This is a genomic window from Couchioplanes caeruleus (assembly GCF_023499255.1).
Classification (GTDB): Bacteria; Actinomycetota; Actinomycetes; order Mycobacteriales; family Micromonosporaceae; genus Actinoplanes; species Actinoplanes caeruleus_A.
The window spans coordinates 6,061,706-6,077,891 of sequence record NZ_CP092183.1 but is presented as its reverse complement, the minus strand read 5'-3'; the positions used below and the strand labels follow the sequence as shown (position 1 = coordinate 6,077,891).

At 73.7% G+C, this 16,186-nt stretch carries 14 protein-coding genes; 7 read left to right on the top strand and 7 right to left on the bottom strand.

Annotation, left to right across the window (positions count from 1 at the left end; translation table 11 throughout):
- Positions 1-1,416 (bottom strand): sugar transferase, encoded by a 1,416-nt coding sequence (locus COUCH_RS28100; RefSeq protein ID WP_249608226.1) that lies wholly within the window; start codon positions 1,414-1,416, stop codon positions 1-3.
- A gap of 417 nt (positions 1,417-1,833) precedes the next feature.
- Here COUCH_RS28100 and COUCH_RS28095 point away from each other — a divergent pair, with 417 nt between their 5' ends.
- Positions 1,834-3,747 carry an adenylyl cyclase gene (locus tag COUCH_RS28095; protein WP_430640824.1) on the top strand — a complete coding sequence of 638 codons (1,914 nt, stop codon included), beginning with the start codon at positions 1,834-1,836 and terminating at the stop codon, positions 3,745-3,747.
- 99 nt (positions 3,748-3,846) lie between these two features.
- A complete protein-coding gene (locus COUCH_RS28090) occupies positions 3,847-4,212 on the top strand; it encodes a hypothetical protein (RefSeq protein WP_249608224.1) in 366 nt (121 codons plus the stop codon).
- Here the strand turns inward: COUCH_RS28090 and COUCH_RS28085 are convergent.
- Genes COUCH_RS28085 through COUCH_RS39260 form a run of 3 tightly spaced genes read right to left on the bottom strand, consistent with a single transcriptional unit; the run spans position 4,199 to position 6,173 of the window.
- Positions 4,199-5,086 carry a MerR family transcriptional regulator gene (locus tag COUCH_RS28085; RefSeq protein WP_249608223.1) on the bottom strand — a complete coding sequence of 296 codons (888 nt, stop codon included), beginning with the start codon at positions 5,084-5,086 and terminating at the stop codon, positions 4,199-4,201. The genes COUCH_RS28090 and COUCH_RS28085 overlap by 14 nt on opposite strands.
- 44 nt (positions 5,087-5,130) lie before the next feature.
- Positions 5,131-5,802 carry a hypothetical protein gene (locus COUCH_RS28080; RefSeq protein ID WP_249608222.1) on the bottom strand — a complete coding sequence of 224 codons (672 nt, stop codon included), beginning with the start codon at positions 5,800-5,802 and terminating at the stop codon, positions 5,131-5,133.
- Positions 5,799-6,173: a S41 family peptidase gene (locus tag COUCH_RS39260; RefSeq protein WP_430640823.1), complete on the bottom strand. Its 375-nt coding sequence runs from the start codon at positions 6,171-6,173 to the stop codon at positions 5,799-5,801. Before COUCH_RS39260 ends, COUCH_RS28080 begins: the two co-directional genes overlap by 4 nt.
- 137 nt (positions 6,174-6,310) lie before the next feature.
- On the opposite strand from COUCH_RS39260, the gene COUCH_RS28075 reads away from it, so the two are divergent.
- From COUCH_RS28075 to COUCH_RS28060, 4 genes are all read left to right on the top strand, one after another.
- The gene (locus tag COUCH_RS28075) at positions 6,311-7,000 is read left to right on the top strand and encodes a YdcF family protein (RefSeq protein ID WP_249608221.1); all 690 of its coding nucleotides are present in this window, start codon (positions 6,311-6,313) and stop codon (positions 6,998-7,000) included.
- Between the two features lie 37 nt (positions 7,001-7,037).
- Entirely contained in the window at positions 7,038-7,721 is a 684-nt protein-coding gene (locus COUCH_RS28070; RefSeq protein ID WP_249608220.1) for a glycosyltransferase family 2 protein, read from the top strand.
- On the top strand, positions 7,718-7,867 hold the full coding sequence (locus COUCH_RS28065; protein WP_249608219.1) for a hypothetical protein: 150 nt from the start codon (positions 7,718-7,720) through the stop codon (positions 7,865-7,867). The genes COUCH_RS28070 and COUCH_RS28065 overlap by 4 nt, the downstream gene beginning before the upstream one ends.
- A gap of 145 nt (positions 7,868-8,012) precedes the next feature.
- Positions 8,013-9,059 carry a hypothetical protein gene (locus COUCH_RS28060; RefSeq protein WP_249608218.1) on the top strand — a complete coding sequence of 349 codons (1,047 nt, stop codon included), beginning with the start codon at positions 8,013-8,015 and terminating at the stop codon, positions 9,057-9,059.
- 59 nt (positions 9,060-9,118) lie between these two features.
- Here COUCH_RS28060 and COUCH_RS28055 read toward each other — a convergent pair whose 3' ends face one another.
- The 3 genes from COUCH_RS28055 to COUCH_RS28045 are packed head-to-tail and all read right to left on the bottom strand — an operon-like array spanning position 9,119 to position 12,187.
- Positions 9,119-9,994: a hypothetical protein gene (locus COUCH_RS28055; protein ID WP_249608217.1), complete on the bottom strand. Its 876-nt coding sequence runs from the start codon at positions 9,992-9,994 to the stop codon at positions 9,119-9,121.
- 60 nt (positions 9,995-10,054) lie between these two features.
- The gene (locus tag COUCH_RS28050) at positions 10,055-10,726 is read right to left on the bottom strand and encodes a hypothetical protein (RefSeq protein ID WP_249608216.1); all 672 of its coding nucleotides are present in this window, start codon (positions 10,724-10,726) and stop codon (positions 10,055-10,057) included.
- Positions 10,727-10,756: 30 nt separating this feature from the next.
- Positions 10,757-12,187 (bottom strand): GGDEF domain-containing protein, encoded by a 1,431-nt coding sequence (locus tag COUCH_RS28045; protein ID WP_249608215.1) that lies wholly within the window; start codon positions 12,185-12,187, stop codon positions 10,757-10,759.
- A gap of 145 nt (positions 12,188-12,332) precedes the next feature.
- On the opposite strand from COUCH_RS28045, the gene COUCH_RS28040 reads away from it, so the two are divergent.
- Positions 12,333-15,746, top strand: coding sequence for a patatin-like protein (locus COUCH_RS28040; protein WP_249608214.1), 3,414 nt, complete (start codon positions 12,333-12,335; stop codon positions 15,744-15,746).
- Positions 15,747-16,186 lie beyond the last annotated feature (440 nt).

Genomic DNA, 16,186 nt, shown 5'->3' with positions numbered 1-16,186 from the left:
TCAGACCCGGTGGATGCTGAGCATGGCGCCGACCGTCCGCAGGATGATCTTCAGGTCCAGGCCGAGCGACCAGTGCTCGATGTAGTGGTTGTCGAAGCGGGTGCGTTCCTCGATGGACGTGTCGCCGCGCAGGCCGTGGATCTGCGCCCAGCCGGTGATGCCGGCGGGGACCCGGTGCCGGTCGAGGTAGCCCGCGTACGTGCGCTGGAACTGCTCGACGAAGTACGGCCGCTCCGGCCGCGGCCCGACCAGCGACATGCTGCCCCGCAGCACGTTGACCAGCTGGGGCAGCTCGTCCAGCGAGCTGAACCGCAGCAGCCTGCCGACCGGGCCGAGCCGGGCGTCGGTGTTGATGTTCCACTTCACCTGCGACTCGAGGTCGGTCGACGGGGTGAGCGAGCGGAACTTGACGATCGTGAACGGCTCGCCGTCGCGGCCGACGCGCTCCTGGCGGAACAGCACCCCGTGCCGGCCCGACTCGATCTTCACGGCCAGGGCGCAGAGCAGGAACACCGGCGCGAGCAGCACCAGGGCGACGGCCGCGCCGCAGATGTCGAGGAGCCGCTTGAGCGCCCAGCGGCGCATCTGCACCGGCTCGGGGCGCAGCCGGGCCAGCGGGATGCCGCGCACGGAGTCCGTACCGCCGCAGCCGACCGCCAGCTCGAACAGCCGCGGGACGACGTGCATGGTGACGCCGTGGCGGCGGCAGCGGCGCAGCGTCGCGACCAGGTCGGCCTCGGGCGTCGCGGGGAACGCCACGATCAGGTGCAGCGGCTTGTAGCGCAGGACCGCCTTCTCGAGGTTGTCCGCCTCGGCGAGGATCGGCAGGGTGGGCGGGGTCAGGGTGCGCGGGCCGACGAAGCCGACCGGCGCGATGCCGTACGAGCGGTCCGCGCGCAGCGCCTCGGCGAGCTGGACGGCCAGGTCGCCGCAGCCCACGATGATCGCCGCCCGGCCGGGGGAGCGGCGTCGGTGCCGGCGCAGCAGCCGGTATCCCGCCACGCGCCCGGCGAGCAGCGCGGCGAGCACGATGGCCAGGACGTCCGGGGCCGGCAGCACCGGCCAGGACAGCCAGACGGTGCCGGCCGCAGTGACCGCCAGCGCGATGACGAGGCGTGGAAGGTCGTCGAGGACGGCGAACTGCAGGCGGGCGCGGTACAACCCGGCGGCGGCGAGGGGCAGCGGCACGGCGGCGGCGCGCATCAGCGTCATGGCCCACCACGAGCCCGCGGCGGCCGACACGGCGGCCACCGCGGCGACGTCCAGGACGAGCAGGACGACGGCCTCGCCGAACCCGGCGCGGGTGGCGCGCACCGGACGGGCCGGTACGGGCTGCCGCGGCGCGGGGCGGGCGAGGAGGTCGGCGGGCCGCCCGGTGGCGCGGCCGGGCCGGATCGCGGAGGCGAGCTGGAACACGGGTCTCCCTGCCAGAGCTGGTCAGCTGCACCGGGCGTCGGGCCGGTGCCGGCAATGGATGGTGCGTTCGCAGAAAAGCGTGACAGTGCGAGAGGGGGCCATTACAGTCGCAAATGTCATGAGGAACATGAGCGCGTCTCACGTGCGATATGACATCGCGCCCGTCCATTCCCGACGGTCATTTCCGCGACGATTTCTCCGCCGTTTCCCCGGCCGCCCCCGACTTTGATCAACAGCTGGATGATCTCGGCGGATTGTCCGTTCGGGCGGTACCGGTTCCGGAACCCGGGCGACTTGTCCCGATGCCGCCCGAATACGGCGGGCAGAGAGCGCTTCCCGCCCTTGACATCCGGCCGCATCTATCGCTTTCTGTGACCTGGTTCATTGCAGCCCTGTTACGGAAAGGACCACCAGAGCATGACGACTCGCCTCGCCGGCGCTGGACGTCTGGCCGATCGCCGGCTGGTACGCCGACGTTTCGGCCGCATGTTCGCCCTCGGTCTGGCCCTGGCGACCGCCGGTTCCCTGACCGGCGTTCCCACCGCCGCCACCGCCGCGCCGGCCCGGTACGGCAGCACCGTGCCGAACCTCGGGGCCAACGTCACCGTTTTCGACCCCGGCATGCCGGTGGAGCAGATCCAGGCCACCCTGGACGCGACCCACGCCAAGCAGGTCGACAACGAGATGGGCACCGAGCGCTACGCGTACCTGTTCAAGCCCGGCACCTACGGCACGGCGGAGAAGCCGCTGCAGATCAAGGTGGGCTACTACACCGAGATCTCCGGCCTCGGCGCCTCGCCGAAGGACGTGGTCATCAACGGCAAGGTGGAGGTCTACAACCGCTGCCTCGCCGACGGTGGCACGAGCAACTGCCTCGCGCTGGTCAACTTCTGGCGCACCCTGTCCAACCTGACGATCAACGTCAACGGCGCCGGTCAGGACGGCTGCCGCGCCACGGCCAACTTCTGGGCCGTGTCGCAGGCCGTGTCGCTGCGCCGGCTCAACATCACCGGCGGCACCCTGTCGCTGATGGACTACTGCACCGCCGGCCCGCAGTACGCCAGCGGCGGCTTCATCGCCGACTCGAACATGCCCGAGGTCGTCAACGGCTCGCAGCAGCAGTGGATCACCCGTAACAGCACCGTGCAGAAGTGGTCCAACGGTGTCTGGAACCAGGTGTTCTCCGGCGTCGAGGGCGCACCGGACGACTCGGCGTTCCCGGACCCGCCGTACACGACGGTCGACAAGACCCCGGTCAGCCGGGAGAAGCCGTACCTGTTCGTGGACGCCAAGGGCAAGTACAACGTCCGCGTGCCGTCGGCGCACCGCAACACCAGCGGCGCCTCGTGGGACGAGGACATCACCGCGGGCCGTACGCTGCCGATCAGCGACTTCTTCGTCGCCAAGCCGTCCACCCCGGTCGGCCTGATCAACGCCGCTCTGGCGCTGGGCAAGAACCTGCTGCTCACCCCGGGTGTGTACAACGTCGGCAGCAGCATCAAGGTCTGGCACCCCAACCAGGTCGTGCTCGGCATCGGCCACGCCACGCTCACCGCGGTGAACGGCGCCACGCCGGTGACCGTGGCGGACGTGCCCGGCGTGGTCGTCGCGGGTGTCACCATCGACGCCGGCACCAAGGAGTCGAAGACGCTGCTGCGCGTCGGTGACGGCCACGGGCTGAACTTCAGCTCGCCCAGCAACCCCACCACGCTGTCCGACGTGTACTTCCGCGTCGGCGGCCCGCACATCGGCAAGACCGACACCGCGCTCGAGGTGAACAGCGACAACGTGCTCATCGACCACACCTGGGTGTGGCGCGCGGACCACGGCGTCGAGGGCTTCACCGAGGGCGTGAACGGCGACACCCAGCGGTGGCGCACCAACACCGGTCGCTACGGCGCCGTCATCAACGGCGACAACGTGACCGCGACGGGCCTGTTCGTCGAGCACTTCCAGAAGTACAACACCGTCTGGAACGGCGACAAGGGCACGACGATCCTGTACCAGAACGAGCTCCCGTACGACCCGCCGACGCAGGCGGACTGGATGAACGGCCCGGTACAGGGCTACGCGGGTTACAAGGTCGGCGACAAGGTACGCACCCACACCCTCTACGGCGCGGGCGTGTACGTCTTCAACCAGAACAACCCGTCGATCCACACCGCGAACGGCTTCGAGGTCCCGAAGCGCCCGGGCGTCAAGCTGCACCACATCATGACGGTGAACCTGAGCGCGGGCACCATCGACAACGTCGTGAACGGCGTCGGTGGCCCGGCGGACACCAGCAAGGTCGGTCAGCCGGTCTTCGTGACCGAGTACCCGGCACCCTGACGGAGGGCGGGCCGGAGCCGGTGCTCCGGCCCGCTTCTTCACTTCTTCGATCGGCCCCATGGCACTCGCTGCGCTACCCGCCCGCCGGCGGTCGCGGACGTGACGGTGCCGGCCTTCAAGACCCGGCACGACCACACCCGCAAACCGGTCACCACCCGGCGCGTCCAGAGCCGGTGGCGTACGTCCGCCCGGCGGGATCGTATGACGCTGCCGAAGAAGGAAGTGACAAGCCGCATGAGTGCCGACCCGGTGGTGGCGGCCCGGATGCTGAACGGTCTGCTGGCGGAGGGTCTGCGCCAGGACACGCTGATCTTCTACCTGAAGCGGGCCGTGCCCGGCATCCCGCTCTCCGTGCTCCTGGACGCCCAGGCCTGGCGGGAGGTGGGCCCGGGACCTCTCACCGACGAAGACGTCGACGAGATGCTCCGGCCGTGGTGGCCCAGCCGAACGGTCATCGAGGGCTGAGCCGCAGGGCCTGTTCCAGCCAGCTCAGTTCCGCCGTGCGCGACGGCCGCGGTTCATGCCCGTGCACCGTGCGCAGCAGCTGCCGAAACCGCTCGGCGTCCGCGGCGAGCCCCGCCTCCAGGCACCGCAGCACCTCACCCCGGCCGGCGCCCGGGAAGAGCCGGTCCAGCACCGCGCCGGCGTCCGGGCTTTCGGGGGCGATGCCGCGGTCGCGGGCGTCCGCGACCACCTCGGTCACGTGGCCGGCGAACCAGATGCCGGCACCGGCCGGGCGGCCCGGCACGACGGTCTCCATCATCGTGCGCATGCGGGCGCGGAACCCCGGGTCCTGGATGAGTTCCGCGAGGTCGAGCCAGGCATCCACCTGCTCCGCCGTGGGATCGTCCGGCAGGTCGATCGGCGCGCGGTCCAGGCGTTCGCCGATGCCGGGGCGGGCGTCCAGGCCGGCGGCCACCTCGCGCATGAAGTCCTCGACGATGGCGGCGCGGTCGGCGACCGGAAGACGGGCGAGGCGGTTCAGCAGGGCCGTCTCCGCGGTGGATGAGCCCCTTCGCGCGACCGTCGACAGGACCGCCCGGTTCAGTCTGAGCGCCCTGATCTGCGCGTCGAGGGCGGTCACGTGCCGGGTGGCGATGTCCGCGACCGTGGTCTCGCCGGCGAGGACGGCGGCGGTGTCATCCAGGCCGAGGCCGAGGCCGAGTTCGCGGAGCGTACGGACCAGGTCGAGGCGGGCGGCGGCCTCGGGACCGTACAGGCGGTAGCCGCCCTCCGACCGGCCGGACGGCGGCAGGATGCCGGCGTCCGACCAGAAGCGGATGGTGCGTACGGGCACGTCGGCGCGCTCCGCGAGCTGCCCGATGGTGAGATCGTCCATGGGAGGAAGTGTCAGCCTTCCACCGGGTGGACACTCAAGCCGTTTCAGCCGGCCGGCAGGCACCGGCGGGCGTCATGAGCGTCGCGGCTCACCCGCTGGACCTCGTCACCGCTGAAGCGGTAGCGGTACGTGAAGGCCACGCTGGGACAGGCGTTCGTGTCGCGCGGGCCCGTGCCGTTGGCCTCGATGACGACCTGCCGGCCGGACACCCGCACCGTGGTGAGCCACGGCTGATCCGTCGCCCCGGCCTCCTCGAGCAGCGTCGCGATCCGCCGGGGCCGGCTCGACTGCGACGCGCCGTCGAAGACCTCCACCGTGGACGGGAAGTAGGACGTCCGTGCCTCGCAGCCGCGGGCCACCAGTGCGTCGTACGTGCCGTCTCCGGTGACGTCGGCCGTCACGACCTTGCGGATCACGGTTTTCTGGCCGTCGTTGGGGCACGGGGTGACGAGCTTCTTCCAGTTCGCGTCCTCGCCGAGCCCGGCCAGCATCCCGCCGTCCCCGCCGTCCGACGTGGCAGAGGGCGCGGGCGACGACGTGCGGGAGGGCGCCGGGGATGACGGGGGAGAGGACGGCGGGGATGACGCGGCGCGCGATGAGACCGGGGAGGCCGGCGTCGTCCCGGACGCCGCCGGGGCGGAATCGGCGGGTGTGCAGCCGGCGGCGGCCAGCGCGATCAGCGTGACGGAGGTGAACGAAACGAGCCGAGCTCTCATGACGATGAGCCTAGGAAGACCGCCGCCGCGCTTGCTCCCCCTTTGATGCCACGCTGAGCGCCTCCCCGGCGGCGTACGTCACGTCGGGGAGGACGCCCGTGCCCTCCCAGGTGCCGCCGGTGCGGGCGCCGCGGACCTCCGCCTCCGGCAGGAAGCACAGCACCTCCGACCACGATCGCGCGGCCGCGGGCCTGCAGGTGGTGGGCGAGGGCCTCGGCCGACGAGTACGTGTGCCCGCTGACCAGGACCGCCGGCGGCTGGGTCAGCGCCGTGCCGGCCGGCAGGTCCGGCGTCCACCACTGCCTGACCCGGTCGCGGTAGGTGACGTCGGACAGGTGTGTGGCGTCGTCGCCCAGGAGCCGGCCGGCCACCGCGGCGACCGTCGGGGCGGCGAGCTCGCGGACGGTGACGGACGTGATCGGAACCCTGGGCCGGTCCGGCGCCGGGTGGGTCTGCCCTCAGCAGAAGCCGCGGTACGGTCGGAGCTCAGCGAGACGATGGGAAGGTCATGACCGCGCCGACCGCCACCGCCCTGCTCGTCTTCGGGCGGGGCGTCACCCGCACCGCCGGCGGGTGGATGCTCACTCCTGCAGGGGCGGCACGGGTGCGGGCCGCCGCCGGATACGTCGAGCGGCACCGCGACGCGTGGCCCACGGCCGTTCCGGTGATCCTGAGCGGGGGCTGGGCCGAGGCGTGCGAGGGCGCGCCGGAACCGCCCGCGGGCAGCCGCGAGGGCGACCTGATGCTCGCCGAGGCCCGGTCGCTGGGCCTCGACCGGTGGGCGGAGCTGCGCACCGAGACGAGGTCGCGCAGCACGCTGGAGAACCTGCTGCACACGGTCGAGGACGGCCTGCTCAGCGGGTACGCGTTCGACGCCGCGCGGCCGCTGGGGCTGGTGTCGCACACCTGGCACCTGCCGCGGGTCCGCTACCTGGCCGGGAAGGTTCTCGGGCTGCCGGGGAGCGCGCTGCTCGACGTACCCGTGACCGGCGGGGCCGCCGGCCCGGCGGGGACCGAGCGCCTCGCGCGCGCCGCCGTCCGGATCTTCCTGGCCGGCGCCCGGGACCCGGCGGCGTTGCGCCGGCGGGAGCGGCACATGGTCGCGTGGCTGCGCCGGGCCGACCGGCTGCGGGGCCGGGCCGCAACCCCCGATGAGGTGACCGATCTGACGCGTCCCGCGCTCGGCGGCCGGGTATAGGACCCGCAATCCGATTCCGCCGACGATGGGTCCGCCGATGGTCGTTCTGCTGCCGGTCTACCAGCCGGGAGAGCCCCTGCTCACGCTGATCGGGGAGCTGGGCGCGGCACGCGTCGTGGTGGTGGACGACGGCAGCGGCCCGGCCGCGACCGGCGTGCTGGAGCGGGTGGCCGGCCTGGGCTGCACCGTGCTGCGGCATCCGGTGAACCGCGGCAAGGGCGCCGCGCTCAAGACCGGCTTCCGGCACATCGCCGAGGCGTACCCGGCTGAGGACGTGGTCTGCGCCGACGCCGACGGGCAGCACCGGGCCGACGAGGTCCACCGGGTCGCCGAGCGGGTCCGCGGCACCGGGCGGATGGTGCTGGGCGTCCGCAGCTTCGCCGGGATGCCGCTGCGCAGCCGGATCGGCAACACCCTCACCTGCCGGCTGTTCGAGGCGGTCACCGGCCGGCTCGTCCGTGACACCCAGACGGGCCTGCGCGGGTACCCGGGCGCGATGCTCGGCTGGCTCACGTCGGTGCCGGGGGAGCGCTTCGAGTACGAGATGAACGTGCTGCTGGAGGCGGCGCGGCTGGGCAACCCGATCGACGAGGTGACGATCGCGACGACCTACCTGGACGACAACGCGTCCTCGCACTTCGCCGTGGTGGCCGACGCGACCCGGATCTACTGGCCGATGCTGCGCTTCGCCGCCTCGCGGGCGGGTAAGCAGCGGGCATGAGCACCCCGCAGGAACCACCCGTCGAGCCGGAGGCCGTCGAGGCCGACCGAGGTGACGCGCCCGTACTGCCCGGCGGCGAGGACGTGCGCCCCGGGCCCGAGCTGACCGACGAGCCGAAGGCCGGCGCCACCGAGCCCACCGACTGATCCGCACCCGGCCGGCCCGTCCTCAGCCGGTCAGCACTGGTCCTGAAGTGGCAGGACCAAGGTCCCGAGATGCCGCTGAACCCTCGATCGAGACGCCGTCAGGCCGTAGGAATGACGACGGAACCGATCAAGGAGTGAGTGAGACATGCGGACCACGTTCATGCGAGCCGGCGCCGTGCTGGGTGCTGCCGTCGCCACCCTGCTGACGGCCGCGACGCCGGCCTCCGCGCACGAGAAGTGGTTCGTGCCCGACCCGGACGACTACCCGGGCGACTGGTCGTTCGCGCTGCGGCCGGTCACGTTCGCGCTGATCGTCGCCGTCGTGCTGGTCACGGTGGCCTGGCGGTACGCGGCGGTGCGCTTCCTGCCCACCCCGGAACTGCCGCAGCTGAGGTTCGTCGGACGGCTGGTGCCGTACGTGCCCCGCCTGCTCGCCATCCACCTGGGTGTCTCGCTGCTCGCGGCGGCCGTCTCCGGCCACTTCCTCACCCACGACCTGGAGGTCGAGCACCTCGCCGGCGGCTCGGCGATCCTGCTCCTCGAGGGCGCGCTGGGCGTCTGGTTCATCACCGGCATCCGGCTGCGCCCGGCGGCCGTGCTGCTCGCCGTGGCCGGCCCGCTGGCCCTGCTCGTCACCGGCCCGGTCGGCCTGCTGTCGGCCATGGACCTGCTCGGCGTCGCCGTGTTCCTGGCGTTCGTCCCGCCGTCGGACGCGACCTTCGGCCGGGTCGAGCCGGACGCCGCCACGCTGCGCCGGGCCCTGCTCGCGCTGCGCCTCGGCGCCGGCGGCGCGCTGATCACCCTCGCGTTCGCCGAGAAGCTGGCCAACCCCGCCCTGGCCCGTGAGACGGTCGAGATGTTCCCGCAGCTCGACGTGTTCGCGCTGGTCGGCATCCACCTGCCGGTCGACACCTTCGTCGCGATCGCCGGCGCCACCGAGCTGCTGTTCGGCCTCCTCGTGATCTCCGGCGCGCTGCCGCAGGTGGCGGTGCTGGTCGCGGGTATCCCGTTCAACGCGACGCTGCTGCTCTTCGGCGGCACCGAGCTGCTCGGCCACCTGCCCGTGTACGGCGTGTTCCTGACGCTGCTCGCGTACGGCTCGAACCGGCAGACGGCCGAGCTGGTCCGCTGGCTGCCGCCGGTGCGCCGGACCGTGCGCCGGGTCCTGCGCCGGCCCGCGCTGGCCGCCTGAGCGACCCGGACACCGGCGGGGCCCGGCGCGGTGAGCGCCGGGCCCCGCTTCGTGCGTGGTCACGGCCGGGCGGGTGCCCGGCCGTACGCGGCCAGCGTGCGCACCGCCGCCACGGTCACGATGCCGCGCCACTCCAGCCGCGCGGCGGTGCTCGGCGGATCCCAGGTGATCGGCCAGCCGCCGTCCTCCTGCTGATCGGCCACGAGCTGGTCGAGATGCCCCTCGATCTGCTCGCCGGTGAACAGGGACCGCCAGCGGGACGCGGGCTCCGGGGCGATCTGCAGCGGCGTCATGCCGTAGCCGGGGGTGCCGGGCTCGAGGTGGAACATCGCCGTCTTGCGGAGCATCTCGCCGACCCGGCCGGCATGCCGGTCGGCCCGGTCGCGGTCGGGCACGTGCTCGAGGAACACCAGGACCTCCGACAGCGCGTGCGCGTCGTCGGGCAGCGTGCCGGCCTCCAGCTCGGCCCAGCAGTACGCGGTCGCCGCCTCCCGCCACGGGTGGTCGAAGCCGAGGCGGTACAGCAGTCCGGCCAGGCCCGCGGTCGGGTTGACCCCGGGCTCGTACGTCCAGTCCGTCATGTGCTCGGCCCGCGGATACCGCTCGATGACCGGCGCGGCCAGCGACACGGCGCCCCGCTCGTCGGCGACCCCGGCGAGGAAGTTACAGGCAGGGCCGATGAGGCCGGCGGTGTCCGGGTCGGCGGCCGTCACGCCGGCGTCGGCGAGCGTCCGCAAGGCGATCTCCACGTCGAGCGGCAGGCTGTCCGGGGCGCGTTTGTCCGGCTCCAGGCCGTACCCGAAGCCGCCGTCGCCGTTGCGGTACGCCCGCAGCGCCGCCACCACGCCGTCCGGCGGTGCGCCGAGCACGCAGGTCTCGTACAGGCGGCGTTCCAGCACGCGCGCCTCGGCCATGATGAATCGTTCAGCGCTCATGGGAACGACCCTAGAAGTGCCGCCGGCCCGCCGTCTTGAACGAATCGGCCGCGGCCGGGGTCAGCGACGCAGGCCCACGGAGACGAGCACGGCCCGGCACATGTCCGCGGCCGGGCGCAGGACGGCGTCGCGTACCCACCTCCCGGCGGCGGCCACCGTCCGGTACACGGGCACGACCGTGTGCCGCCACACCCATCGCACGGCCAGCCCCACCGGTCGCAGCAGCCACCGGTGGACCTGCCGGAGCACCCAGCCCGCGCCCCGCCAGCCGGGCACCAGCACCCACCGCGCGACGCCGCGCGCCACCGTGGCGACGGCGTTGCCGGCCATCACCAGGACGGGCGTGACGACGGCCAGCAACCAGCCCGCCGGGATCACGAGGAGATACCGGACGAGGAAGGTCAGCGGCCGCACCACGATCCACCGCCGCTGCCAGAGCCAGCGGCCGGGTACGACCAGCACCCAGTACCCCAGCCAGGTCAGCGGCACGACGACGAACCACCGCCACAGCCACTGCCCCGGTACGGCGACCAGGTAGTGCCACAGGAACGCCGCCGGGATCACGATCAGGTGGTGCCCCAGCCAGGCGAGCGGCCGTCCCACGTACCGGGCGAGGAACCGGCCGATGATGGCCAGCAGCTCCCACAACAGGCGGAAGGGGAGCACGAAGACGACGGCGAGCACCCGGACGGGCCAGTCGATCCAGGCGGGGGGTCGCGGCGCGTCGTTCATGGCCGCCCACGGTAGCGGATCAGGGAATCCCTATCCGAGGGGTGCGACGGCGTCGCGTCGGCGGCTGCGGTGGCCCGCCTTCTCCCGGTACATCTCGGTGTCCGCGGCGGCCAGCAGGTCGTCCGACGTGGTGTACTGCGGGCCGACCCGGGCGTGGCCCACGCTGACGTCGACGTGCAGGTCGTGGCCGTCGAACGGCATCGGGGCGCCGACCGCCGCCCGCAGCCGGTGCGCCATCGCCGCCGCGTCGACCGCGGAGTCGGTGACCACGACGAACTCGTCGCCGCCGAGCCGTGCCACGGTGTCGCCGGTACGGGCCTGCAGCCGCAGCCGCCGGGCCACCTCGGTGAGCACGAAGTCGCCGGCGGCGTGGCCGTACCGGTCGTTGATCGCCTTGAAGCCGTCCAGGTCGAGGAAGTGCACGAGCACGTCGTCGCCGCGGTCCAGCGCCGCGGCGAGCCGGGCGTGCAGGTCCTGCCGGTTGATGAGGCCGGTGAGGTCGTCGTGGGTGGCCCGGTGAGCGAGCGCCGAGCGGGCCCGTTCCTGCTCGCGGACGACGAGCGTGAACCGGACGAGGATGATCACGGTGAGCAGCACCATCGCGGTGAGCAGGGTGCTGCGGCCGATCGCGTCGTCGGTGATGCGGGTGACGGCGAGCGCCGGGAGGGCCAGCAGCGCGACGCCCAGGAAGACGACCCGGGCCGGGTGCAGGCGTTCGGCGTCCGCCGCGACGGGTGTGCCGTCGCGCATCCCGGGGTGCCACAGCGCCGCGGCGAACAGGCCGTTGGCCAGCAGCAGCACCGCGTCCAGGCGGTCGACGCCGAGGTCGGCCAGCCAGGCCGGGCTGACGGAGAGGAACACGTCGGCGAGGAAGGTGATGGTCAGCGCGGCGAGCAGGGTGCGCAGCGGGCCGCGGCGGCCGCCGGGCGCGAACACCAGCATGGCGCCGGTGGCGAAGAGCAGCACGTCGCCGAAGGGGTAGAAGGCGGTGACGACCACCGCGGGGGACAGCGCGTTGTCCCGGAACGCCGGCAGGATCATGAACTGCCAGAACAGGGTGCCCACCACGGTCGCCATGGCGAGGCCGTCCAGCGCCGCCTCGCGCAGCCGGCCGGGCGCCTGCCGCCGTACGGTGACCAGCAGGCCGGCGGCGAGCAGCGGATAGCCCAGCACCCACAGCCCGTCGGCGGCGGAGACGTCGCCGAGGCCGCCCAGCGTCCAGTCGAGCAGCAGGTACAGCAGGTCGCCGGTGAGCCACGTGGTCAGCGCGCCCGCGATCAGCGCGTGCGGGAGCCGGGCCGGGCCGGTGCTCGCGCGTACGGCGAGCCACGCCAGCACCACGACGGCGCAGAACCCGGCCGTGTACGCCACCTGGGCCACCACGGACCCCGGCGCGAGCACCGTCGGCACGCCCGTGACCACCGCGATCGCGGGTACGGCCCGGGCGGGCATGCGTTCCATGCCGGGTCCATCGGCCGCCGTGCACCGCTGGTGAGCGGTCGGCCGCATATCAACCTGTCCGCAACCGGTCCCGGACGTATCAGCGGCCTGGCGCGCGTATCCGCTTGGTGGCTCCCCAAGTGCTCCAGACTGCCGGAGGCGCGTTGTGAGTGTTCCCACCATTCCCGTTCCGCCCGCCGCGAAGACGACGGCCGCCGAGGCCGGCATCACCACGGCGCCGGAGGAGGTCGTCGCGCGGCGGCCGGACCTGACCGCGCGCGCCGGGACCGCCGGCGACGGGGGTCCCCGGCCGGCCACCCTGGCGACCCAGGAGCTGCGGCTGGCGCTCGCCTTCACCGGCGGCGTGAGCCTCGCCGTGTGGATGGGCGGCGTCGCGCGCGAGCTGGACCTGCTGGTGCAGGCCGGCGCGCTGCGCCTGCCCCGGGATCCGCTGCCGCAGCCCGAGGAGCATGGCCACGCCCGGCGGCTGCGCGACCGCTACCGGCAGCTGCTGGAGCTGATGGACGTGCAGGCCGGCGTGGACGTGCTCGCCGGCACCAGCGCGGGCGGCATCAACGCCGCCCTGCTCGGCCTCACCGGCGCCCGCCGCCTCGGCCTGGGCGCGCTGCGCGACATCTGGCTGGAGGCGGGGGACGTCGGCCGGCTGCTGCGCGACCCCGGCGAGCCCGCGCCGCCCTCGCTGCTCAAGGGTGACGACCAGATGCTGACCGCGCTGAACTCCGGCATCCGGGCGATCCTGGGCCGCCAGGGGGCGGTGCCCGGGCCGCGCCGGACCGACGTCTTCATCACGACCACGCTGCTGTCGCCGGAGGTCGGCCGGTTCGCCGACGATTACGGTACGCAGATCGGCGACACCGACCACCACGCGCTGTTCCACTTCGACGAGAACGTGCTCGCCGGTGACATCGCGGCACCGCTCGCGCTCGCCGCGCGCAGCAGCGCCTCCTTCCCCGGCGCCTTCGAGCCGTCGTTCGTGCCGGTCGGCCGCGGTGCCGCGGGTGAGCTGGACGACCTGCACCCGGACATGGCGCCGTACGTGGACGCGACCCGCTCGCACTGGGCGGCGGACGGCGGGCTGCTCGTCAACCGCCCGATCGCGCCCGTCCTGCAGACGATCTTCGACCGCGAGGGGGACCGGCACGTCCGCCGCGCCCTGCTGTACGTCGTACCGTCCAGCGTGCCGGCCGCCGCGCCGCCGGAGTGCAGCAGGTCCCGGCCGCCGGACCTGGCCGCGGCCCTGCTGGCGGATCTGAACGCGACCATGAACCAGTCCATCGCGGCCGACCTGGCCGCGATCAAGGAACACAACGACCGGGTACGGGCGATGGCCGACACCCGCCTGCGCCTCGCGGTGCTCGCCGGGCGGCTGGGCGACGGCGGCCTGCTCACCGACCCGGGCGCCTGGGGTGACTACCGGCGCCGCCAGGGGAACTGGCTGGTGGCGCCGCTCCTCGCGGAGATCGCCCGGCAGCTTCCCGGGCTGTGGCCGGAGGGCGCGGAGGGGCCGTTCCTGCCCGGCACGGACCAGATGGAGGTCCTGCGCTCCGCGGCCGTCGACGCCGTCACCGCGCGCTGGCCGGCCCGGCCGCCCGGGACCGAGGCGGAGGCGGTCGAGGCGGCGGTGGCCCTCGGCCGGCCTGCGTTCGACGCGGCGAAGGCCACCGTGCTGCGGCTCGTCCGGCTGGGCTACACGCTCTCCGGAACGGTCGACGACCGGCAGGCCTTCGCGCACGCGGCCATGCTCGCGCTGCGGCCGCTCAGCGAGACCCGGCAGACGCAGCTCGGGCCGTTCGTACGGACGCACCTGGGCCCGGCGACCAGCCACGGCTCGGTGGCGGCCCTGCCGGACGACGTGGCGGAGCTGGCAACGGCGTACGCGCGGATGCAGGGGTCCGAGGAAGACCTGCGCGCGGCGTGGCAGGTGCTTACCCGGGTGGTGACCCTGGTCGCGGGCCGGCTGCGGCGGCTCGCCGGGGACGCGGTGGCGGCGGACCGGCCCGCCCCCGACGGCGCCCGCCCGTCCGCGTCCCAGCGGCGCGCGGCGGCCGGCGAGGAGATCCAGTCCTATCTCGCCGTCCTGGGCGGCCCGGAGCCGGTACGGATGCTGCTGGACCTGCACGTGGCCGTACGCTCGGTGCTGCCCGTGCTGCAGGAGGTCGAGCAGTTCGTCGAGCTGATCCAGGTCAGCGCCGACACCCGCAGCGACCTGGCGCCCAGCCACCCGACCGCGGCGAGCAAGCTGACCGGCCTGCAGGTGCACCATTTCGGGGCGTTCTACAAGCGGTCCTGGCGCGCCAACGACTGGATGTGGGGCCGGCTCGACGGCTGCGGCTGGCTCGTGCACCTGCTCCTCGACCCGCGGCGGATCCTGGCGGTCCTCGAGAACGACGGGGTCGCGGTGGGCCGGCGCGCGGAGACGTTCACCGGCCGGGTGGCGGAGTCGTTCGGCCGGCCGGTCCCCGGCGAGCACCGAGCCGCCCTGCGGTTCCTGGACGACGAGACGCTGCCGGTCCCGCCCAGCCTGCCGGGCCTGGCGATGTGGCTGGCCGAGATCTTCCAGGCCGACATCGCCGCGGAGGAGCTGCGCGTGGTGGCCGCGGAGGTACGCGCCGAGGGCGGCCGGGGACAGTGGCTGCAGGACTTCGACGCGTGGGCCGCCCAGGAGCAGCCCACGCGGGAGGAGACCGGCAGGGTGCTCGACTCCTGCCCGGTCGCCGGCGAGACCCTGCGGGAGGAGGCGCGGCGGCGTACGCCGTTGTTCCTGCGTACCGCCACGCGGGCGGCGGCGGTGGCCACGGCGGCCGGCACCGGGATGCGCGAACCGCCGCGCTCGCTGCGGCCGACGTTCGCCACGGCGCGGGCGGTGACGCGGACGGCGTACCAGGCCGTGGACCGCAGCTCCGGCCGGCGGGGCCCGATGGTGCTCACCGGCCTGGTCCTGCTGGCCTGCGGGGTGCTGGCCCTGCTGACCGACATCACCCTGCTGGGCATGACCGGCGTGGTCGCCTGCACCACGGGCGCGCTGGTGCTGGCGCTCAGCCTCGGCCCCGGAGCGGCCGGGGCGCTGCGGACGCTGGCGCTGGTCGCCGCCCTGCTGCTGGGTGCCGCGCCGTGGCTTCCGTGGCTGCGTACCCGGCTGTTCTCCGGGCTGGACGCGGCGGTCGGCGCGGTCGAGGACCATCCGTGGGCCTGGCCCGTCGTGCTCTTCCTGCTGCTGTTGCCGTCGCTCACGGTCGTCGCCGACCTCGCCGGCAAGGTAGCGCCGGTCCGGCGGCGGCGCAGGAAGCCGGGGGCCGCCGCCACGGCCCCCGGCGACCGGCCGTCACAGCGTCCGGGCGCGCCGGGCCGCTCGGATCCCCACGACCGCGAGCGGGGCGAACAGGGCGGTGAAGACCAGGCCGTACACCAGCGTCAGGCTGACCGGCACGGTGAACATCCCGACCAGCGCGACTACGTAGAGACCGGTCGCCCACCAGCCCACGACGCCGGCCCGCGCCAGCCCGATGTAGAGCAGGAGCAGGCCGAGGAAGCCCAGCATCGAGACGTCGCGCCACGGTGAGAGCAGCGAGCTGGCGTCGACGGCGTCCGAGACGCGGACCGCCACGTCCATACCGGCGGTGCGGCCCAGGACCATGCGCCACCAGTCGTCCTTCACGGCGCCGGAGATGTTCAGCATCGTCAGCGTCGCCGCGAGGGTGCCGATCAGCGTGAGCAGGCGTCCCCGTACGCCCCGGACCAGCAGCGGGACGACGAGCAGGCCGACCCCGGTCAGCATGTTCGAGTAGTGCAGGAACAGCGCGGACACCTGGGTCTGGGTGGTGTCGCGGGCCAGGGAGGCGATGTAGTCCGCGGTCGCGGGGCCGTCCTGGTGCGGGCTGGTCACCATGCCGGCGAAGGTCAGCACGGGGCCGGCCACCAGGAGGGCGCCGGCGGCCCGGTGGAGGAACCTGCGGGTCCGGACGGAACCGTCGGTCGCGGCGAGCGCCTGGGGCTGGGGCT